Genomic DNA, 16,770 nt, shown 5'->3' with positions numbered 1-16,770 from the left:
GGTCGCGCGGCACGTCGTGTCGGCGAGTCCCGGTGCGCTCGATAGCCTTGCAGCACCCGTATTCCCGAGGAGCCGCGATGAAGATCCACAACCCGTTCCGCACCGCCCTGGTGGCGACGCTCGGCGTGGGACTCGGCATCCTGCTGATCGGCAGCGTCGAGAGTCTGTCGACCGTGCTGCTCTATGTCGGCACCGCCCTCTTCCTGAGCCTGGGACTCGATCCGCTCGTCTCGTTCCTCGAGCGCAAGAAGCTGCCCCGCTGGGTCGCGGTGCTGATCACGATCCTCGGCGTCCTCAGCATCTTCGCCGGCATCATCCTGATCGTCATCCCGGTGCTGGTCGACCAGATCTCGCAGCTCATCGCCCAGATCACGGTCCTCGTGCAGCGCGACACTCTGCTCGCCGACCTCCGACAGTGGATGGTCGACACCTTCCCGAACCTGAAGGTCGACGAGGTGTTCGCCTACGTCTCGAACTGGCTCGAGACCAATCTCGCGCAGATCGGCGGATCCATCGGCCAGAGCGTTCTCGCGGCGAGCGGCGCCGTGGTCAGCGGGCTCTTCGGCGCGTTCATCGTCCTCATCCTGACGATCTATCTGACCGCCTCCACTCCGTCGCTGAAGCGCGCTGTCTACCAGCTCGCCCCCGCGTCGAAGCGGGAGCGCTTCATCGACCTGGCCGAGCAGATCACGGACTCCGTCGGCTACTACGTCATGGGGCAGGTCACGCAGGGGGTGATCAACGGCATCCTGAGCATGATCTTCCTCACGATCATCGATGCGCCGTTCCCGGCCGTGCTCGCCGTCGTCGCCTTCTTCTTCTCTCTGATCCCGCTCGTGGGAACACTCACGGGTTCGACGATCATCGTGCTCGTGTGCCTGATCCCGGGCCTCGGCTCACCGGCCACCGCGATCGCCGCGGCGGTCTACTACCTCATCTACATGCAGATCGAGGCGTACGTGATCTCGCCGCGCATCATGAGCCGGGCCGTCTCCGTGCCTGGCGCGGTCGTCGTGGTCGCGGCGCTCGCGGGTGGAAGCCTGCTGGGCCTTCTCGGCGCTCTGATCGCCATCCCGGTGGCAGCGAGCATTCTGATCCTCTACCGCCAGGTGCTGATCCCGCGGATGAACGAGCTCTAGGCCGACGGCCACTCGGTCGGCAGCGGGAGCGCCGTCGGATTCACCGCTGCGACGATCTCCGTCAGCACGCGGCGCGTCTGGCTCTCCCCCACCCACAGGTGCTTGCCGCCCTCGACCGCGATCAGTGTGGCGTGCGGGATGGAGGCGAAGCGCTCCCGGGCCTCGGGCGGGCGGAGGTAGTCGTCGAGCTCAGGCACGAGGACGACCACGTCGACGTCCGAATCCGCCCACGCCGCGACCTCTGCGGCTGTCGCACGGTGCAGCGGAGGCGAGAGGAGGATGATGCCCTCCACGTCGTGCTGGCGCCCGTACTTGAGCGCGAGCTCTGTGCCGAACGACCAACCGAGCAACCAGGGACGAGGCAAGCCGCGTTCGCGCACGAAGTCCATCGCGGCGGCCACGTCGAACTGCTCCGCCGCTCCCCCGTCGAACGCCCCGTCGCTGGTGCCTCGCGGCGAGGTGGTGCCCCGAGTGTTGAAGCGCAGCACGGCGAGGTCCGCCAGTGCCGGCAGACGTGCCGCCGCCTTGCGGATGATGTGGGAGTCCATGAAACCACCGGCGGTGGGCAGCGGATGCAGCGTGACGAGCGTCGCCACCGGACCCGACGATTCCGGCATCGCCAGCTCGCCGACGAGGCTCAGCCCGTCGGCCGTCTCGAGGACGATGTCCTCGCGTCGAGCCGGAAGCTCGAGAGGTCCACGAATCTCGATGCTCATGCGATCCTCCAACAGTGTGTGTGCCAGTGTCGCCGGGAGGCGAGATCTGCCGCGTCGCCCAGTACGCCATCGGCGCGCCAGACGACCAGGTGGGCCCTGCCCGGCGCGACGGTGCGTCCGCACCCCGGGCAGATGTATTCCTTGAGCGCCTGTGCCGCCGACACCGGCTGCACAGTCCACTGCGCGCCGCGGCGCACCTCGGAGCGCTTCCAGGAGGCGAGCAGGCGGTCGAGCGAATCCTCGGCGTCCGGGCGCGACGGACGGCGTCTGCGGGAGCGGGCCATGACGGCCGCTCACCACCAGTGGTTGTTCGTCCAGAACGCGTGCGCGCCGGCCCAGCTGCCGTACCGACCGGTCGCGTAGCCCGTCGCCCACCGGAGGTTGTCGACAGGGTCGTAGCCGTTGCCCGGCACCTTGCTGCAGGGGAGAGCCTGGACGAGACCGCAGGCACCCGACGACCTGTTCGTCGCGTTCGGGTTCCACCCGCTCTCGCGCGAGACGATGTAGTCGACGTAGCCCCAGTCGGACTCGGCGATCCCGGCCGCAGCCATCCACTCCGCAGGGGCGCCGCCGCCGGTGTAGAAGAGCGGTCCGCCGCCTCCCGAGCCCGAACCGGAGTCACCGGAGGAGGCTGTCGAGGGGGTGGGCGTCGGAGTCGGCTTCGGGGTGACGTACACCGAGAAGGTGCCGCGCTGGATCGGAGCGATCTCGGCGCCCTCGACGGTCACGGTGAGGTTCTGCGTCTCGGTGAGCGCCGCCGCGTATGCGGATTCCGGCCCCTCGGCCAGGGGCTGCTCAGCCAGCGCCACACCCGTCGGAGCGACCATGGCGGCGGCGAAACCCACGACCGCCAGAGCGCTGAAGAACCCGACCACACCACGTCGACGACTGCCCGAGCGCGCCGAGAGAGTCGCTGATGCAGGCATCGGCGAGACGTCGTCGCGGAGGGGGGTCATGTCGTTTCGGGAGTTCACGATAGAGGGGAGTCTACCCGGTGCGCTCCGAAGAGGCCACGAGAACGCTCAGCGAACGGCCAGGATCACGTCGACGGCCGCGTCCAGCAGGGCATCGACCTGCTCCTCGCGGTACCCGCCCCGCTGCATCCGGAACGCCGCGGACCGCAGCTGCTCGGCGGTCAGCGGCTCTCCGTCACGGAGATACCGGGCGATCCGTCCGCTGACGTGGTCGACCTCGTCGATCCGGTAGCCGAAGGTGAGCACACCGGTCCGCGCGAAGCGGTGCTTCGCCGGGCGCGCGAGATGATCGAGGATGACCTGAGCCTCGTCTCGGGCCTGCTCCACCCAGGCGCCGGCCCCCGCGGAACGCACGGCGCGTTCGCGGGCGCGTGCCGCCAGAGCGTCCTCCACACGACCGAGTGCGGCGTCGACCTCGGCGACGACGTAGCCGTTCTTGACCAGGGGGAACGAGGCGACGCGCACGTCGGCGGCACTGAGGTCGTCGCCGTCCGCTTCGAACGCCGTCCGCGCTGCGGCGAGGAAGGTGTCGACGGCGGCGCGGTGGTATCCGCGCACTCTGCCGCTCGTCACCGAGAATGCCGGAGGCGCCTGTTCGGCACCGTCAGCGACCCGTTCGACATCGTCAACCATCAGAGCACCGTCCAGGAGGAGAAGAGGAAGTAGAGGCAGAGAGCCGGGATCGTCGACGGCAGGATGCTGTCGAGGCGGTCCAGCAGTCCGCCGTGGCCGGGGAGCCAGGAACTCATGTCCTTGATCCCGAGATCCCGCTTGAGCATGGACTCGCCGAGGTCGCCCAACGTCGCGGACAGCAGGATCGCTGCGCCGAAGATCACGCCGATCCACCAGGGAAGGTGCAGCAGGAAGAGGGCGAGGAGCACTCCGGCCGCGACCGACGCGACCACGGCACCGGCGAAGCCCTCCCAGGTCTTCTTGGGGCTGATCTTCGGAGCCATCGGATGCCGTCCGAAAGCGAGGCCGGCCGCATACGCGCCCGTGTCCGCGGCCACGGCGATGGCGATGAAGCTGAGCACCCACCACTGCCCGTCCTCCTGCTTGAGGAGGATCAGCGCGATGGCGGCGAGGAACGGGACGTATATCTGCACGAAGCCGCCGATGACGACGTCGCCGAGCACGTCGCCGTACGTCCGACCGTCCGCGGCGATCATCTGCCCGACCAGGCGCCAGACGATGACGAAGGCGACGGCGAGGAACAGGACGATCCAGACGAGCCACAGATCGAGGAAGAACGCCGACAGCACGATCATCGTCGCAGCCGCGAACTGCGGCGCCACGTCGATCCGACGTCCTGAACCTCGCAGCGCCAACGACAGCTCGTAGACGCCGAGCAGTGCCGCCGCCAGAGCGAAGGGCACGAAGAGCACCTTGATGAAGAGCAGCGATGCGAGCAGCGCGGCACCGAACGCCAGGCCGATCAGGATCGCGAGGATCAGGTCGCGGCCCGTGCGCTCCTTGATGCGCTCGTTGGCCTGATCGAGCTGGCCACGGGCATTCGACACGTGCGTGCCCAGCTCATCCCTGGCCGCGCGCCACTGCTCCCTGATCGCGTTGTGATCGGCGGTGTCCAGCGAAGACGGGATCGAGGAGGAGGGAGCCGCCGGAGCGGAGACCGCGGGTGCGGGCGGCCGGGGCGGCACCACTGCGGGGTCGAACGCCGGGAACGCCCCGTCCTCGAGGGGTCCGCCGCCACTCGGGGTCGCCGAATCGCGCACCTCGCGGCGCATCGGCGGCGTATCGGTGTCGTCAGCGGTGGGATCGTCGGACATGCCGCCTACACCTCGAGGAGCTCAGCCTCTTTGCGCTTGAGTGCGTCGTCGATCAGGTCGACGTGCTGGCGCGTGAGGGCATCGAGCTCCTTCTCCCCCCGAGCGATCTCGTCTTCACCGAGTTCGCTCTTGAGAGCATCGAGCTCGTCCTTCGCCTTGCGGCGGATGCCGCGGACGTGGACCTTCGCGTCCTCGCCCTTGGTCTTCACGAGCTTGACGTACTCCTTGCGACGGTCGGCGGTGAGCTCGGGCATGGTCACACGCACGAGATTGCCGTCGTTCGTCGGGTTCGCACCGAGGTTGGGCATGTCGCGGATCGCCTGCTCGATGCTCTTCAGCGCCGACTTGTCGTACGGCGTGATGATGAGCGTGCGCGCCTCCTGGTTCGCCAGAGAGGCGAGCTGCGAGAGCGGAGTCGGCGTCCCGTAGTAGTCGATGAGCACCTTCTGGAAGAGCTGCGGGTTGGCGCGGCCGGTGCGGACCGTGGAGAAGTCCTCCTTGGCGGCCTCGACGGCGCGCGCCATACGGGAGGTTGTTTCAGCGAGGACATCCGCGATCACGGTGACTCCTATCGTCGGGGTGTTCTGAAATTCTATCGGTCGCGGACGCCGGGCATCCGCAGGCACTCAGGACGTGACGAGAGTTCCGATGGGCTCTCCGAGCAGTGCGCGCGTGACGTTGCCCGCGGGCTCCATGCCGAAGACGCGCATGTCCATGTTGTTGTCCATGCACAGGCTGAACGCGGTCGAGTCGACGACCTTCAGACCGCGCTGCAGAGCATCACGGTAGGTGACCCGTTCGATGCGCTCGGCATCCGCGTGCTTGTTGGGATCCGCCGTGTAGATCGCGTCGACGCCGTTCTTGGCGACGAGGACCTCCTGTGCACCGATCTCGAGGGCACGCTGCGCGGCGACGGTGTCGGTGGAGAAATACGGAAGCCCTGCTCCTGCGCCGAAGATCACGACGCGTCCCTTCTCCATGTGGCGCTCCGCGCGGAGAGGGATGTAGGGCTCAGCGACCTGCGTCATCGAGATCGCGGACTGCACGCGCGTCGGCGCACCGGCCTGCTCGAGGAAGTCCTGCAGCGCGAGGGCGTTCATCACGGTCCCGAGCATGCCCATGTAGTCCGCGCGACCACGGTCCATGCCGCGCTGGCTGAGCTCGGCGCCGCGGAAGAAGTTGCCGCCGCCGACCACGATGGCGATCTCGACACGATCGACCGCCGCGGCGATGTCGCGCGCGATCTGGCTGACGATGTCGGGGTTGACTCCCAGCTGGCCGGCGCCGAACGCCTCGCCGGAGAGCTTCAGAAGTACGCGACGGCGTCCAGTGCCTTCGGTCATGGGGGTGTTCCTCTCGTCCCGATTCAAGATAGTGCCTTGTGGGCATGAAGAAGGGGTTCGGATCTCGTTGATCCGAACCCCTTCGACTCTGCTACGCGCCGACCTTGAAGCGCGCGAAGTCCGTCACGGTGATACCGGCGTCCTTCGCCACCTGGGCGACAGAGAGCTTGTTGTCCTTCGCGTAGTCCTGCTCGAGCAGTGCGACCTGCTTGATGAACGCGGAGACGCGACCCTCGACGATCTTGGGCAGTGCCGCTTCCGGCTTGCCCTCGTTGCGGGAGATCTCGGTGACGATCACGCGTTCCTTCTCCACGGCGTCAGCCGGGACGTCCTCGCGGGACAGGTACGACGGGTTCGCGAACGAGATGTGCTGGGCGATGCTGCGAGCGGTCTCGGCATCGTCACCCGAGTAGGCGACGACGACACCGATCTGCGGCGGCAGGTCCTTGCTGGTGCGGTGCAGGTAGACCTCGACATGGTCGCCCGAGATGGTGCGCACGCGGCGCAGCTCGACCTTCTCGCCGATGATCGCGGCCTCTTCCGAGATGACCTGCTCGACGCTCTTGTCGCCGGCGGGTGCGGCCAGAGCCGCCTCGACCGAGTCCGCCTTGACGGCGGCGACGGCATCCGCAACCTTCTCGGCGAGCGTGATGAAGCGCTCGTTCTTCGCGACGAAGTCGGTCTCGCAGGCGAGCTCGATGAGCGTCACGGCGCCGTCCTGCTCGCGAGCGACGACGAGTCCCTCGCTGGTGGAACGGTCGGCACGCTTCGCGTTGCCCTTGGCACCCTTGAGACGCAGGATCTCGGTGGCCTTTTCGACGTCTCCGTCAGCCTCCTCGAGCGCCTTCTTGGTGTCGACCATTCCGGTACCGAGCTGCTCACGCAGCGCCTTGAGGTCAGCGATGGTGAAGTTGGCCATGTGTGGTGGCTCCTTGCTTCGTAATGTGTGGTGGTCGCGGGATTACTTGGCGTCTGCGGCCTCGGCGGCGGCGACCTCGGAGGTCTCCTCACCGGAAGCGGCGGCGATCGCCTCGTCGTGAGCCTCGGCACCGGCCGCGTCAGCGGCGGTCTCGTCGGCGGCCGGCGTCTCGACGACGGCAGCCTCATCGGCGGCGGTCTCGACGGTCGCGGCGTCCGCGGACTCCTGGACGGGAGTCTCGAGAAGCTCCTTCTCCCAGTCGGCGAGCGGCTCGGCGTCACCCGTCTCGGGGTTGTGCTTCTGCTGCAGACCCTCGGCCGCGGCATCCGCGATGATGCGGGTGAGCAGCGAGACGGAGCGGATCGCGTCGTCGTTACCGGGGATCGGGTACTGGAAGTCGTCCGGGTCGGCGTTCGTGTCGAGGATTCCGATCACGGGGATGCCGAGCTTCTTGGCCTCATCGATCGCGAGGTGCTCGCGCTTGGCGTCGACGACCCAGATGGCCGACGGCGTCTTGGTGAGGTTGCGGATTCCGCCGAGCGACTTGTGCAGCTTGTCGAGCTCACGCTTCTTGAGCAGGAGCTCCTTCTTCGTGAAACCGCTGTTCGCAGGGGTCTCGTAGTCGAGCTCCTCGAGCTCCTTCATGCGAGCGAGTCGCTTGGAGATCGTCTGGAAGTTGGTGAGGAGGCCACCGAGCCAGCGCTGGTTCACGAAGGGCTGGCCGACACGGGTCGCCTGCTCTGCGAGGATCTCCTGCGCCTGCTTCTTGGTGCCGACGAAGAGGATCGTGCCGCCGTGGGCGACGGTCTCCTTGACGAAGTCGTAGGCCTTGTCGATGTACCCGAGCGACTGCTGCAGGTCGATGATGTGGATCCCGCTGCGCTCGGTGAGGATGAAGCGCTTCACCTTCGGGTTCCACCGACGGGTCTGGTGTCCGAAGTGCACGCCGCTGTCGAGCAGCTGGCGGATGGTGACCACAGCCATGGTCGTCTCCTTGTTCTGACGCGGTTCTGCGCCGTTGAGGTTGTCAAGTCGATCGGAACGATCGAACTCCCTGGTACCCGGCGCACACCCGCCCGCCATGAGGCGAGACCTGTGGGAGTGGATGCCACGACCGAAGTCGCTGTGGGCACGCGTAGTCACCTCGAGATCGAGGTGCTCCTCCAGCATACAGGACGCGCAGCCCGCGCACCCGCTCTGCACCGAAGGCGTATCGACCGTATGGCGCACACCTGCCGGGGAGATCACGGGCGACGCGAGGCGCGAGCGGACGGGAGCGCACAGGATGATCCGATGCGAACCCACCCGCCCATGCGCGCACCGATGATCGTCCTCGCCCTCCTCCTGGTTCTCGTCTCGATGGGCGGTCGCGCGGATGCGTCCGTGATGACGGCGACGCGGGCGCGCAGCATCCTCGAGGGCGCGGATCCGGCTCCCGACCCCGTCCATCCCCGTTGGGACTGGCCGCTCGAAGGGCCCCGCGACGTGACGTCGCCGTATCGGGCACCCGCCCACGAGTACGGAGCCGGGCACCGTGGCATCGACGCGATGACGTCGGCCGGCGCCGAGGTCCGCGCACCGGCGGAGGGTCGGGTCGCCTTCCGCGGGTCCGTCGTCGACAGGCCGCTGCTCACCATCGAGCATCCCGGAGGGTATGTGTCGACGTTCGAACCGCTGATCTCGACCTGGCACCCCGGCGACACGGTGGCCGCCGGCGATGTCATCGGGACCGTCGCCGTCGGCGGCCATGCCGTGGCAGGCACGCTGCATCTCGGGGTCAGATCGCACGGGGTGTACATCGACCCCCTGCTCCTGTTCGGGTCCGTGCCGAGAGCGGTGCTCCTCCCCTGCTGCGACGGGCCGTGACCCGTGAGGGTCACGCGCGGGGGTGCGCCAGGCGGTACGTGGCGGTGAGGCGCTCCGCCGAGACGTGCGTGTAGATCTGCGTGGTCCCCAGGCTCGCGTGTCCGAGGATCTCCTGCACCGCGCGCAGGTCGGCCCCGCCGTCGAGCAGGTGCGTGGCCGCGGTGTGCCGCAATGCGTGGGGCCCCACCGTGTCGGCGCCCACGAAGGGGGCGAGCACCTCGGCGACCAGAGTGTAGACCGCGCGGGGTCCGATGCGGCCCCCACGACTCCCCAGGAACAGCGCGGCGGACGGGTGGGCGGCACGGGCGAGGAGCGCCGGGCGACCCCGGGTGAGATAGGCGCCGATGGCATCACGAGCGGGCACCCCGAACGGGACGACCCGCTCCTTGGCGCCTTTTCCCAGCACCCGTGCAGTGCCACGATCGAGGTCGAGGTCGTCGACGTCCATGCCGCACAGCTCCGAGACGCGGATGCCCGCGCCGTAGAGGAGCTCGAGGACACCGTGGTCGCGCAGCGCCGTCGGCTCACCGGACTCCGCCGCCTGCCGCTGGGTCTCGAGGAGTGCCGTCATGGCATCTTTCGAGGCGACGGTCGGCAGCGTCCTCCCCCGCTTGGGCGCGATCAGACGCAGGCTCGGATCATGCGTGAGCACCTCCTGCTCCACCGCCCAGCTGAAGAAGGACCGAGCGGCGGCGGCGCGACGGGAGAGAGTCGAACGGGCGTCTCCTCGCTGCGTGGCCGCCCACAGCCAGTCCCGCAGCGTGTCCAGCGTGATCTGCTCCAGAGAGAGACCGGGCGCGGACGCGCCGAGGTCCCGGAGGTCGGACCGGTAGGCGCGCACGGTCGCCGAGGACAGCCGACGCACTCGCTCGAGATGGTCGGCGAAGGCATCCACTGCCGCCGGGAACTCCATGCGCCCCAGCTTGCCGGTCCTCCTGCCGCCATGACGTCAGCCGCGCCGCCCGCGCTCCCCGCCGGACACGGCCAATCTGCCGGCACCACGGGCACTCGACCGCTCATCGCCGATCGCTGTGCCCGCTCAGCCACCCGCCGTCGGTGCGACGGGCATCGCCCTCCAGCTCGAGGAGGCCGAGAAGGGCGCTCACGCGCGTGGGTGCCAGGCCCGAGCGTCGGGCCAACTCGGTGACGGTCGACGGCGTGCGAACACTCAGCGCGTCCTGCAGACGCCGTCGCTCGGGGTCGACGCCCTCACCGCCCTGCGCGCCACCCTGCGGTCGACCCGCGACGCCCCACAGCTCGCGGATCTCCTCCGACGTCGTCACGCAGCGCGCATCGTATTCACGGAGCAGCCGGTGGCAGCCCGCCGATGCGGCGGATGTCACCGGCCCCGGCACGGCACCCAGCGGACGCCCCAGTGCGGCGGCGTGTCCGGCGGTGTTGAGCGAGCCGCTGCGCCACCCCGCCTCGACGACGACGGTCGCATCAGCCAGCGCAGCGATGAGCCGATTGCGCGCGAGGAACCGCCACTTCGTCGGCGCCGTGCCGCAGGGGACCTCGCTCACCACGGCCCCCGTCTCGACGATGCGCTGCAGCAGTTGTCGATGCCCCTGCGGATAAGCGCGGTCGACTCCGCCGGCGAGGAATGCGATCGTGCGACCCTCGACGCCGAGGGCAGCCCGATGCGCGGCGCCGTCGATCCCGTACGCGCCCCCGGAGACGATGACCGCGCCGGAGCCGGCCAGCTCGCCGGCGAAATCGCCCGCCAGCATCTCTCCGTAACCGCTCGCGGCGCGCGCCCCGACGATCGCCACGCGAGGTTCGGCGGAGAGCAGCGATGCGTCGCCGCGCACCCAGAGCACCATCGGCGCATGCACGCCGAGATCATCGACGGCCCGCGGCCACTCGGAATCGCCGGGTATCAGCAGTCGGGCCCGAACATCGCCCGCGGCTCGGACGGCATCGGCCACTGCGCGGACCTCTGCGCGCACCCGCCATCGCGCCCGCCCCTCGGCCAGAGCCGAGGCGGCTCGCCCAAGGGTGGAACCCACACCCTCATCGAGAGCGGCCCTCAGCGCCTCCGCAGCGCCCAGCGCCTCCACCAGCGCACCCGCGACGCCGTCGCCCGGCTCTGCGATGACGGACCACGCGACCCTGGCCAGCGCGTCCTCGTCACCGCCCGCGCCGCGGACCGCCGCCATCGCCGAGACGAGTCCCCGGTCGCTTCGCAGCTCGTCGATCATGACCCGAAACCTCGCTTCAGATACAGCGCGCGTCCGACCTCGTCGGGCCCCGGTCGCACCGCCCCCTCCAGGTCCGCCATCGTCCACGCCAGTCTCAGCACGCGGTCATAGCCGCGGAGCGTCAGCGTGCCCCGCTCCAGTGCGCGGTCGAGCGGAGCCCGCGCGGCCGCCGCGATCCTGATGTCGGGCTGGCGCAGGCGCGCGCCCGGCACGTCTCCGTTGCGTCGCCACGGCGTCCCGCGCCACCGCTCGGTCGCACACTCCCGCGCCTCCAGAACCCGACGCCTGGCGACCTCGCTGGTCAACGCCGCCCGATCGCCGGTCATCGCGCGGCTCGCGGACACGCGCGCGACGCGCAGTTCGATGTCGATGCGGTCTCGTAGCGGCCCCGACAGCCTCGTCGCATAGCGCCTGATCGCGAGCGAGGGACAGAGACACTCGGCACCGCGCACGCCGTAGTTGCCGCACGGGCACGGATTCAGTGCCATGACCAGTTGGAACCGGGCAGGGAACAACGCGGTCATTCCGGATCGACTCACTTCGATGGCTCCGGTCTCGAGCGGCTGCCTCAGCGCGTCGAGCGCGACCCTCGAGAACTCCGCCGCCTCGTCGAGGAAGAGCACGCCTCTGTGGGCTCGCGAGATCGCCCCGGGCCTCACCACCCTCGATCCGCCGCCGACGAGGGCTGCCACTGAGGCACTGTGGTGCGGGGCCTCGAGGGGTGGCATGACGCTGAGACTCCGCACGGACTCGCCGGAGAGCGAGCGGATCGACGCGACCTCCAACGACTCCTCTTCGGAGAGCGGGGGCAGGATGCCGGGGAGCCTGCGAGCCAGCATCGTCTTTCCCGCCCCCGGAGGCCCGCTGAGGAGCAGGTGATGTCCTCCGGCGGCGGCAGCGACCAGAGCGTTCACCGCATCCTCCTGCCCCACGACATCGGCGAGGTCGAGGTCAGGCGCCTCTTCGACCACGGGGGCTGCCACGGGCACGGGGTCGGCGTCCAGAACCTCGATGTCGGCCCCGTGCCAGACGGCGACCTCCGACAGAGTGCTGGCGGAACGCACCTCCACCCCGGGGACGAGACGGGCCTCGGCCTCGTTGGCGCGAGGAACGATCACGGTCTCGAATCCGGCTCGAGCAGCCGCGAAGACCGCGGGCAGGACGCCGGGTACAGGGCGCAGCCGGCCGTCGAGACCGAGTTCGCCGAGGTGCACCGTGCCCGCGATGGCACGGGTGGAGAGCGATCCCCCCGCAGCGAGAGCGGACACCGCGATGCTCAGGTCGAATCCCGACCCCTGCTTCGGCAGGCTCGCCGGGGAGAGGTTCACGGTGAGCCGCCGCCGCGGCAGATCCAGAGCGGAGTTCTTGCACGCGTTGTGCACGCGCTGGACGGCCTCGGCCAGCGACTTGTCGGGCAGACCGATGATCTTGAAGTCGGGTGTCTGATTCGAGAGGTCGGCCTCGACCTCGACGAGGTGTCCGTCCACCCCGGTGAGCGCGACAGCCCAGGTGCGGGCCGTCGTCACGACACATCCTCGAGGTGCTCGATCGTGCCGTCAGCGGGGTCGCCGACGATGCCGATCGCCTCGACGCGTATCGTGCGTCCTCGCGCCGTCTCGGGATGCGCGGCGGCCCAGGCGTGCGCGAGCTGCCAGAGCCTGCGCGCCTTGCGGGCATCGATCGCTTCGAGCGGATGCCCGAAACCGATCGTCCGCCGCGTCTTCACCTCGACGATCGCCAGGATCTCGCCGCGCACAGCGACGATGTCGATCTCTCCCTGTGGACACCGCCAGTTGCGGTCGACCACCTCGTAGCCGGCTTCCGTCAGATGACGGACCGCACGCTGTTCACCGTCTCTGCCGAGTTCGTCTTTCGCTGCCATGAGCACAGCGTCTCGTGCGCGAGGGCCCGTCGACGCTCCCGATCGCTCGATCCCCCGGCCGCTGAGGATAACCCGTCAGGGCGCTGCATCGGGCAGGAGAGATCACTCTCCGTCGAGCGACAGTTCCTGGGGGATCTCGAACTCGCGGCGCTGCAGCTCCTCGACGTTGACGTCCTTGAAGGTGAGCACACGGACGGCTTTCACGAAGCGGTCTGCCCGATAGATGTCCCACACCCAGACGTCGCTCATCGAGATCTCGAAGTAGAAGTCGTGCTCGGTGTCGCGCCGCACCACATTGACCTCATTGGCCAGGTAGAAGCGTCGCTCGGTCTCCACGACGTACTGGAACTGTGCGACAACATCGCGGTACTCGCGGAACAGTGCCAGCTCGAGCTCGCGGTCGTAGTCGTCGAAGGCTTCCTCATCCATGATCACTCCATCCTAGAGTCGGCGGCGGAACCATGACGCACTGCAGCTCAGAACAGGGTCGGCGCATCCGCAATGGCCCAGGACGCCCGGTGGTGCGGAGACAGCCCGAGAGTCCGGATCGCATCCCGGTGCTCCAGGCTCGCATACCCCTTGTTGCGATTCCACTGATAGGCGGGATGCCCGTCGTGGAGCTCCGCCATATACGTGTCGCGCGCCACTTTCGCGATCACCGACGCCGCCGACACCGAAGCGCAGTCGCGGTCCGCCTTGATGACGGGTCGCACGGTCAGCGGCGTGGGATGCACGGCCGAGAGGTAGTCGTGATTGCCGTCGAGCAGCACCAGCGCCCCCTCGGCGGCGATCCCCTGAGCGAGCACGCCCTGCACGGCCCGCGACGCGGCGAGTCCGAGTGCCCGCATGATGCCGACCTGGTCCACCTCCGCGGCGCTGGCCCAGCCCACACTCGAGGCCTGCACCCAGGCGGACGCCCGCGCGGCGACATCGGGGCGTCGCTTCTCGGTGACGAGCTTCGAATCCCGCAGTCCCTCGGGAACACGCCGACGGGCACCCGCGGCGTCCATCACCGCCGCCCCCACCGCGACGGGGCCCGCGAGCGCACCGCGTCCCACCTCATCGAGGGAGATCACGATCTCGCACTCGCGCAGCAGACGACGCTCGAGGGCGAGCGTGGGAGCCGCGACGCTCATTCCGGGTCCGGGACGCCGTTGAAGATGTCGTGGTGCCCGTCGATCGGGCCGAGGCGGTCGAACGGCCACGTGGTGAGGAATGCCTTGCCGACGACGTTGTCGATCGGCACGAATCCCCCGGACGGCAGATCCTGATGCGCGCGGGCATCGCGCGACCGGTCGCGATTGTCGCCGAGGAGCCACAGAGAGCCCTCCGGGACGACGACGTCGAACGGCTCGTTGGACGCGGCGGTGTCGCCGTCAGGCAGGTTGAGATAGCTGAGCTCGTCGATCGGCGCACCGTTGATCGTGATCTGACCGAGCGCGTTGCAGCACACGACATGGTCGCCGGGAAGACCGATCACCCGCTTGACGAGGTGGTCCTGGGAGTCGGTGGCCGAGATGCCGACGAGGGTGAGCACCCAGTCGACGGCCTCGATCAGCGGAGGCTGCGCAGGCGTCTGCGGCTGGCCGTCGAGCCACCCGCCCGGGTCCTTGAACACCACGACGTCGCCCCGTTCGTAGGGCGTCCAGCGCGGGGTGAGCTCGTCGACGAGGATGCGGTCGTCGACGATGAGCGTGCGCTCCATCGACGCCGAGGGGATGTAGAACGACCGCACGACGAACGTCTTCACGACGAACGACACGAGCGCGGCGATCACGACGATCACCAGCACGTCGCGCAGGAAGACGAGGAAACCGCGGCGTCGTCCGGTGGACGGCGTGGATGCGGTCGCGGAGTCGTTCGTCATCAGGTTCCTTCACTGTCTCGCACCGCTCGGAGACGGCAGTATCAAGGGTCGCACACCCCGGGGAGAACACAGCACCCCGGGACATCGTGTCCCGGGGTGCTGTGGAGAACCTGCGCGTCAGTTGAAGCGCTTCTCCTTGATCTTGGCCTTCTTGCCCCGCAGCTGGCGGAGGTAGTACAGCTTCGCGCGACGCACATCACCGCGGGTGACGACCTCGATGTGGTCGATCACCGGGGAGTGCACCGGGAAGGTACGCTCGACGCCCACCTGGAAGCTGATCTTGCGAACGGTGAAGGTCTCGCGCACGCCATCGCCCTGGCGGCCGATGACGACGCCCTTGAAGACCTGGATACGCGAGCGGGTGCCCTCGGTGATGTTCACGTGCACGTTGACCGTGTCACCGGGGTTGAAAACGGGAACGTCGGTACGCAGCGATGCTGCGTCGACGGCGTCGAGGATCTGCATGATCGTCTCTCTCTGCACTCGCCTCAGGTCGGATGCATGATGTAGGAAGGAATAAGAACGATGTGTGCTGAACGGCGCCTAAGCGTCCGCGGGCTCCCCTGGGGCAGAGCCGGTCACGGCACAAACATTCATTCTGCCACGGATGACGCGTGCGACCAAAACGTCGCCGAGCCGTCGCCGAGTCGGGGCTCAGGCCCGCTCGTCGCTCTCGCGCACCACGATGACCTCATGCGCTCGGGTCGCCGGTGCCGGTTCATCCACACCCGGCACGGTCGACCAGGCGATCGTCTCCCGGAAGCGCGCGCCGTTGCCCTTCGCCTCGCTCCACAGCTGCCAGAGCTGCAGCCAGACCAGGCCGATGCCGACCACGACGGCCGCGGCGAGCAACCATCCGAACGCGCCGTCGATGAAGCATCCGACGGCGATGGTCAGTCCGTGCCAGACGGTGAACCCCGCGACGTCCCACCAGGACACTGCGCGCTCGGCGCGCACCGACGGACGCGATCGCGTGAGGAGGGTGAGGAAGAGCTGTCCGACGAACACCGACGGCACCGCGATGAACAGCACCCAGAGGATCGCCCACCCGCCCTGGAACACTCCCCAGCCGATGAACAGCCACAGGGGCAGCAGGAAGGCCGAGGGGATCAACCACCGGAAGAACGCCTGACGCAACCTCATGCCTCGATGCTACGACCCACGGGGCGGTCGGCACTCGGTGTTCGCTGAGAGCGGGGCGGGATGCTCGTGCGGTCCCGTCTCGGCGAACGCCGGAACCGCACGGATCGACGAGAATGGAGATGACGAGAGGACACCCCCGATGATCGAACTGCGCACACCTGCCGAGATCGACGAGATGCGCGCCGCGGGCCGCTTCGTGGCCGAGACGCTGGCCACCCTGCGCGAGGAGACGAAGGTCGGCACCAATCTGCTGTCGATCGACCGTCGCGCGCACGATCTGATCCGGAAGGCAGGCGCGGAGTCCTGCTACATCGACTACCACCCGTCCTTCGGAGCGAGCCCCTTCGGCAAGGTGATCTGCACGTCGATCAACGACGCCGTGCTGCACGGACTCCCCCACGACTACGTGCTGCGAGACGGCGATCTGGTCTCCCTCGACTTCGCCGTATCCGTCGACGGCTGGGTCGCGGATTCGGCCGTGTCCTTCGTGGTCGGGACCCCGCGGGACGAGGATCTGCGGATCATCGAGACGACGGAGCGTGCGCTGGACGCCGCCATCGCCGCCGCCGTGGTGGGCAACCGGATCGGTGACATCTCGGCCGCCATCGCCGCGATCTCGCACGGCGAGGGCTATTCCATCAACACCGACTTCGGCGGCCACGGCGTCGGGCGCATCATGCACGGCGATCCGCACGTGCCGAACGACGGCCGCGCCGGCCGGGGATTCCCGCTTCGAGAGGGTCTCGTGTTCGCACTCGAGCCCTGGCTGCTCGAGACGACGGACGAACTCGTCACCGACCCCGACGGCTGGACGCTGCGCAGTGTCGACGGCTCACGCGGAGCGCACTCCGAGCACACGGTCGCCGTGACAGCCGACGGGCCGATCGTCCTCACCGACCGTTCCTTCCTCGGCGTCGACTGAGACGTGCCCGA

At 68.7% G+C, this 16,770-nt stretch carries 21 protein-coding genes; 3 read left to right on the top strand and 18 right to left on the bottom strand.

The annotated features are described in order from the left end of the window. Window positions 1-77 precede the first annotated feature (77 nt). A complete protein-coding gene (locus tag ASD43_RS10720; RefSeq protein WP_045255207.1) occupies window positions 78-1,139 on the top strand; it encodes an AI-2E family transporter in 1,062 nt (353 codons plus the stop codon). Here ASD43_RS10720 and ASD43_RS10715 read toward each other — a convergent pair. The 9 genes from ASD43_RS10715 to rpsB all read right to left on the bottom strand — a co-directional run bounded on the left by ASD43_RS10715 (window position 1,136) and on the right by rpsB (window position 7,862). Beyond that, the gene (locus ASD43_RS10715) at window positions 1,136-1,855 is read right to left on the bottom strand and encodes an alpha/beta hydrolase (RefSeq protein ID WP_056417216.1); all 720 of its coding nucleotides are present in this window, start codon (window positions 1,853-1,855) and stop codon (window positions 1,136-1,138) included. The two genes, ASD43_RS10720 and ASD43_RS10715, sit on opposite strands and share 4 nt — an antisense overlap. Further along, a complete protein-coding gene (locus ASD43_RS10710; RefSeq protein WP_056417213.1) occupies window positions 1,852-2,139 on the bottom strand; it encodes a hypothetical protein in 288 nt (95 codons plus the stop codon). The genes ASD43_RS10715 and ASD43_RS10710 overlap by 4 nt, the downstream gene beginning before the upstream one ends. A gap of 9 nt (window positions 2,140-2,148) precedes the next feature. Beyond that, window positions 2,149-2,811, bottom strand: coding sequence for a transglycosylase SLT domain-containing protein (locus tag ASD43_RS10705; protein ID WP_235564113.1), 663 nt, complete (start codon window positions 2,809-2,811; stop codon window positions 2,149-2,151). Between the two features lie 66 nt (window positions 2,812-2,877). Beyond that, entirely contained in the window at window positions 2,878-3,462 is a 585-nt protein-coding gene (locus ASD43_RS10700; protein WP_056417210.1) for a DivIVA domain-containing protein, read from the bottom strand. Then, the gene (locus tag ASD43_RS10695; protein WP_056417207.1) at window positions 3,462-4,616 is read right to left on the bottom strand and encodes a phosphatidate cytidylyltransferase; all 1,155 of its coding nucleotides are present in this window, start codon (window positions 4,614-4,616) and stop codon (window positions 3,462-3,464) included. The genes ASD43_RS10700 and ASD43_RS10695 overlap by 1 nt, the downstream gene beginning before the upstream one ends. A 5-nt stretch (window positions 4,617-4,621) precedes the next feature. After that, on the bottom strand, window positions 4,622-5,176 hold the full coding sequence (gene frr / locus ASD43_RS10690; RefSeq protein ID WP_056417204.1) for a ribosome recycling factor: 555 nt from the start codon (window positions 5,174-5,176) through the stop codon (window positions 4,622-4,624). A gap of 66 nt (window positions 5,177-5,242) precedes the next feature. Continuing rightward, window positions 5,243-5,959 carry a UMP kinase gene (gene pyrH / locus ASD43_RS10685; RefSeq protein ID WP_045255213.1) on the bottom strand — a complete coding sequence of 239 codons (717 nt, stop codon included), beginning with the start codon at window positions 5,957-5,959 and terminating at the stop codon, window positions 5,243-5,245. Between the two features lie 91 nt (window positions 5,960-6,050). Then, entirely contained in the window at window positions 6,051-6,878 is an 828-nt protein-coding gene (gene tsf, locus ASD43_RS10680) for a translation elongation factor Ts (RefSeq protein ID WP_056417202.1), read from the bottom strand. Between the two features lie 42 nt (window positions 6,879-6,920). Then, the gene (gene rpsB / locus ASD43_RS10675) at window positions 6,921-7,862 is read right to left on the bottom strand and encodes a 30S ribosomal protein S2 (protein ID WP_056417199.1); all 942 of its coding nucleotides are present in this window, start codon (window positions 7,860-7,862) and stop codon (window positions 6,921-6,923) included. A gap of 309 nt (window positions 7,863-8,171) precedes the next feature. Here rpsB and ASD43_RS10670 point away from each other — a divergent pair, with 309 nt between their 5' ends. Next, window positions 8,172-8,744 carry a murein hydrolase activator EnvC family protein gene (locus tag ASD43_RS10670; RefSeq protein WP_056417189.1) on the top strand — a complete coding sequence of 191 codons (573 nt, stop codon included), beginning with the start codon at window positions 8,172-8,174 and terminating at the stop codon, window positions 8,742-8,744. Between the two features lie 10 nt (window positions 8,745-8,754). Here the strand turns inward: ASD43_RS10670 and ASD43_RS10665 are convergent, their stop codons facing one another. From ASD43_RS10665 to ASD43_RS10625, 9 genes are all read right to left on the bottom strand, one after another. After that, on the bottom strand, window positions 8,755-9,657 hold the full coding sequence (locus tag ASD43_RS10665; protein WP_056417182.1) for a tyrosine recombinase XerC: 903 nt from the start codon (window positions 9,655-9,657) through the stop codon (window positions 8,755-8,757). Window positions 9,658-9,760: 103 nt separating this feature from the next. Then, the gene (dprA, locus tag ASD43_RS10660) at window positions 9,761-10,945 is read right to left on the bottom strand and encodes a DNA-processing protein DprA (RefSeq protein ID WP_056417179.1); all 1,185 of its coding nucleotides are present in this window, start codon (window positions 10,943-10,945) and stop codon (window positions 9,761-9,763) included. Further along, window positions 10,942-12,471 (bottom strand): YifB family Mg chelatase-like AAA ATPase, encoded by a 1,530-nt coding sequence (locus ASD43_RS10655; RefSeq protein ID WP_056417176.1) that lies wholly within the window; start codon window positions 12,469-12,471, stop codon window positions 10,942-10,944. Before ASD43_RS10655 ends, dprA begins: the two co-directional genes overlap by 4 nt. Next, window positions 12,468-12,827 (bottom strand): YraN family protein, encoded by a 360-nt coding sequence (locus ASD43_RS10650; protein WP_056419491.1) that lies wholly within the window; start codon window positions 12,825-12,827, stop codon window positions 12,468-12,470. Before ASD43_RS10650 ends, ASD43_RS10655 begins: the two co-directional genes overlap by 4 nt. Before the next feature lie 102 nt (window positions 12,828-12,929). Beyond that, entirely contained in the window at window positions 12,930-13,256 is a 327-nt protein-coding gene (locus ASD43_RS10645; protein WP_056419488.1) for a DUF2469 family protein, read from the bottom strand. Between the two features lie 47 nt (window positions 13,257-13,303). After that, window positions 13,304-13,963 (bottom strand): ribonuclease HII, encoded by a 660-nt coding sequence (locus ASD43_RS10640; RefSeq protein WP_056417169.1) that lies wholly within the window; start codon window positions 13,961-13,963, stop codon window positions 13,304-13,306. After that, window positions 13,960-14,694 (bottom strand): signal peptidase I, encoded by a 735-nt coding sequence (gene lepB, locus ASD43_RS10635; RefSeq protein ID WP_056417166.1) that lies wholly within the window; start codon window positions 14,692-14,694, stop codon window positions 13,960-13,962. The genes ASD43_RS10640 and lepB overlap by 4 nt, the downstream gene beginning before the upstream one ends. Before the next feature lie 117 nt (window positions 14,695-14,811). Next, window positions 14,812-15,159, bottom strand: a complete 348-nt coding sequence (rplS, locus tag ASD43_RS10630) for a 50S ribosomal protein L19 (protein ID WP_056419484.1) — start codon at window positions 15,157-15,159, stop codon at window positions 14,812-14,814. Window positions 15,160-15,348: 189 nt separating this feature from the next. Then, on the bottom strand, window positions 15,349-15,837 hold the full coding sequence (locus ASD43_RS10625; RefSeq protein ID WP_056417164.1) for a hypothetical protein: 489 nt from the start codon (window positions 15,835-15,837) through the stop codon (window positions 15,349-15,351). Window positions 15,838-15,976: 139 nt separating this feature from the next. Between ASD43_RS10625 and map the strand changes: the two genes are divergently transcribed. Continuing rightward, window positions 15,977-16,759, top strand: a complete 783-nt coding sequence (map, locus tag ASD43_RS10620; protein WP_056419480.1) for a type I methionyl aminopeptidase — start codon at window positions 15,977-15,979, stop codon at window positions 16,757-16,759. Window positions 16,760-16,770 lie beyond the last annotated feature (11 nt).

Origin of the sequence: Microbacterium sp. Root553 (assembly GCF_001426995.1) — a bacterium.
Classification (GTDB): domain Bacteria; phylum Actinomycetota; class Actinomycetes; order Actinomycetales; family Microbacteriaceae; genus Microbacterium.
The sequence above is the reverse complement of the archived record's forward strand: the minus strand, read 5'-3'. Positions and strand labels throughout refer to the sequence as shown.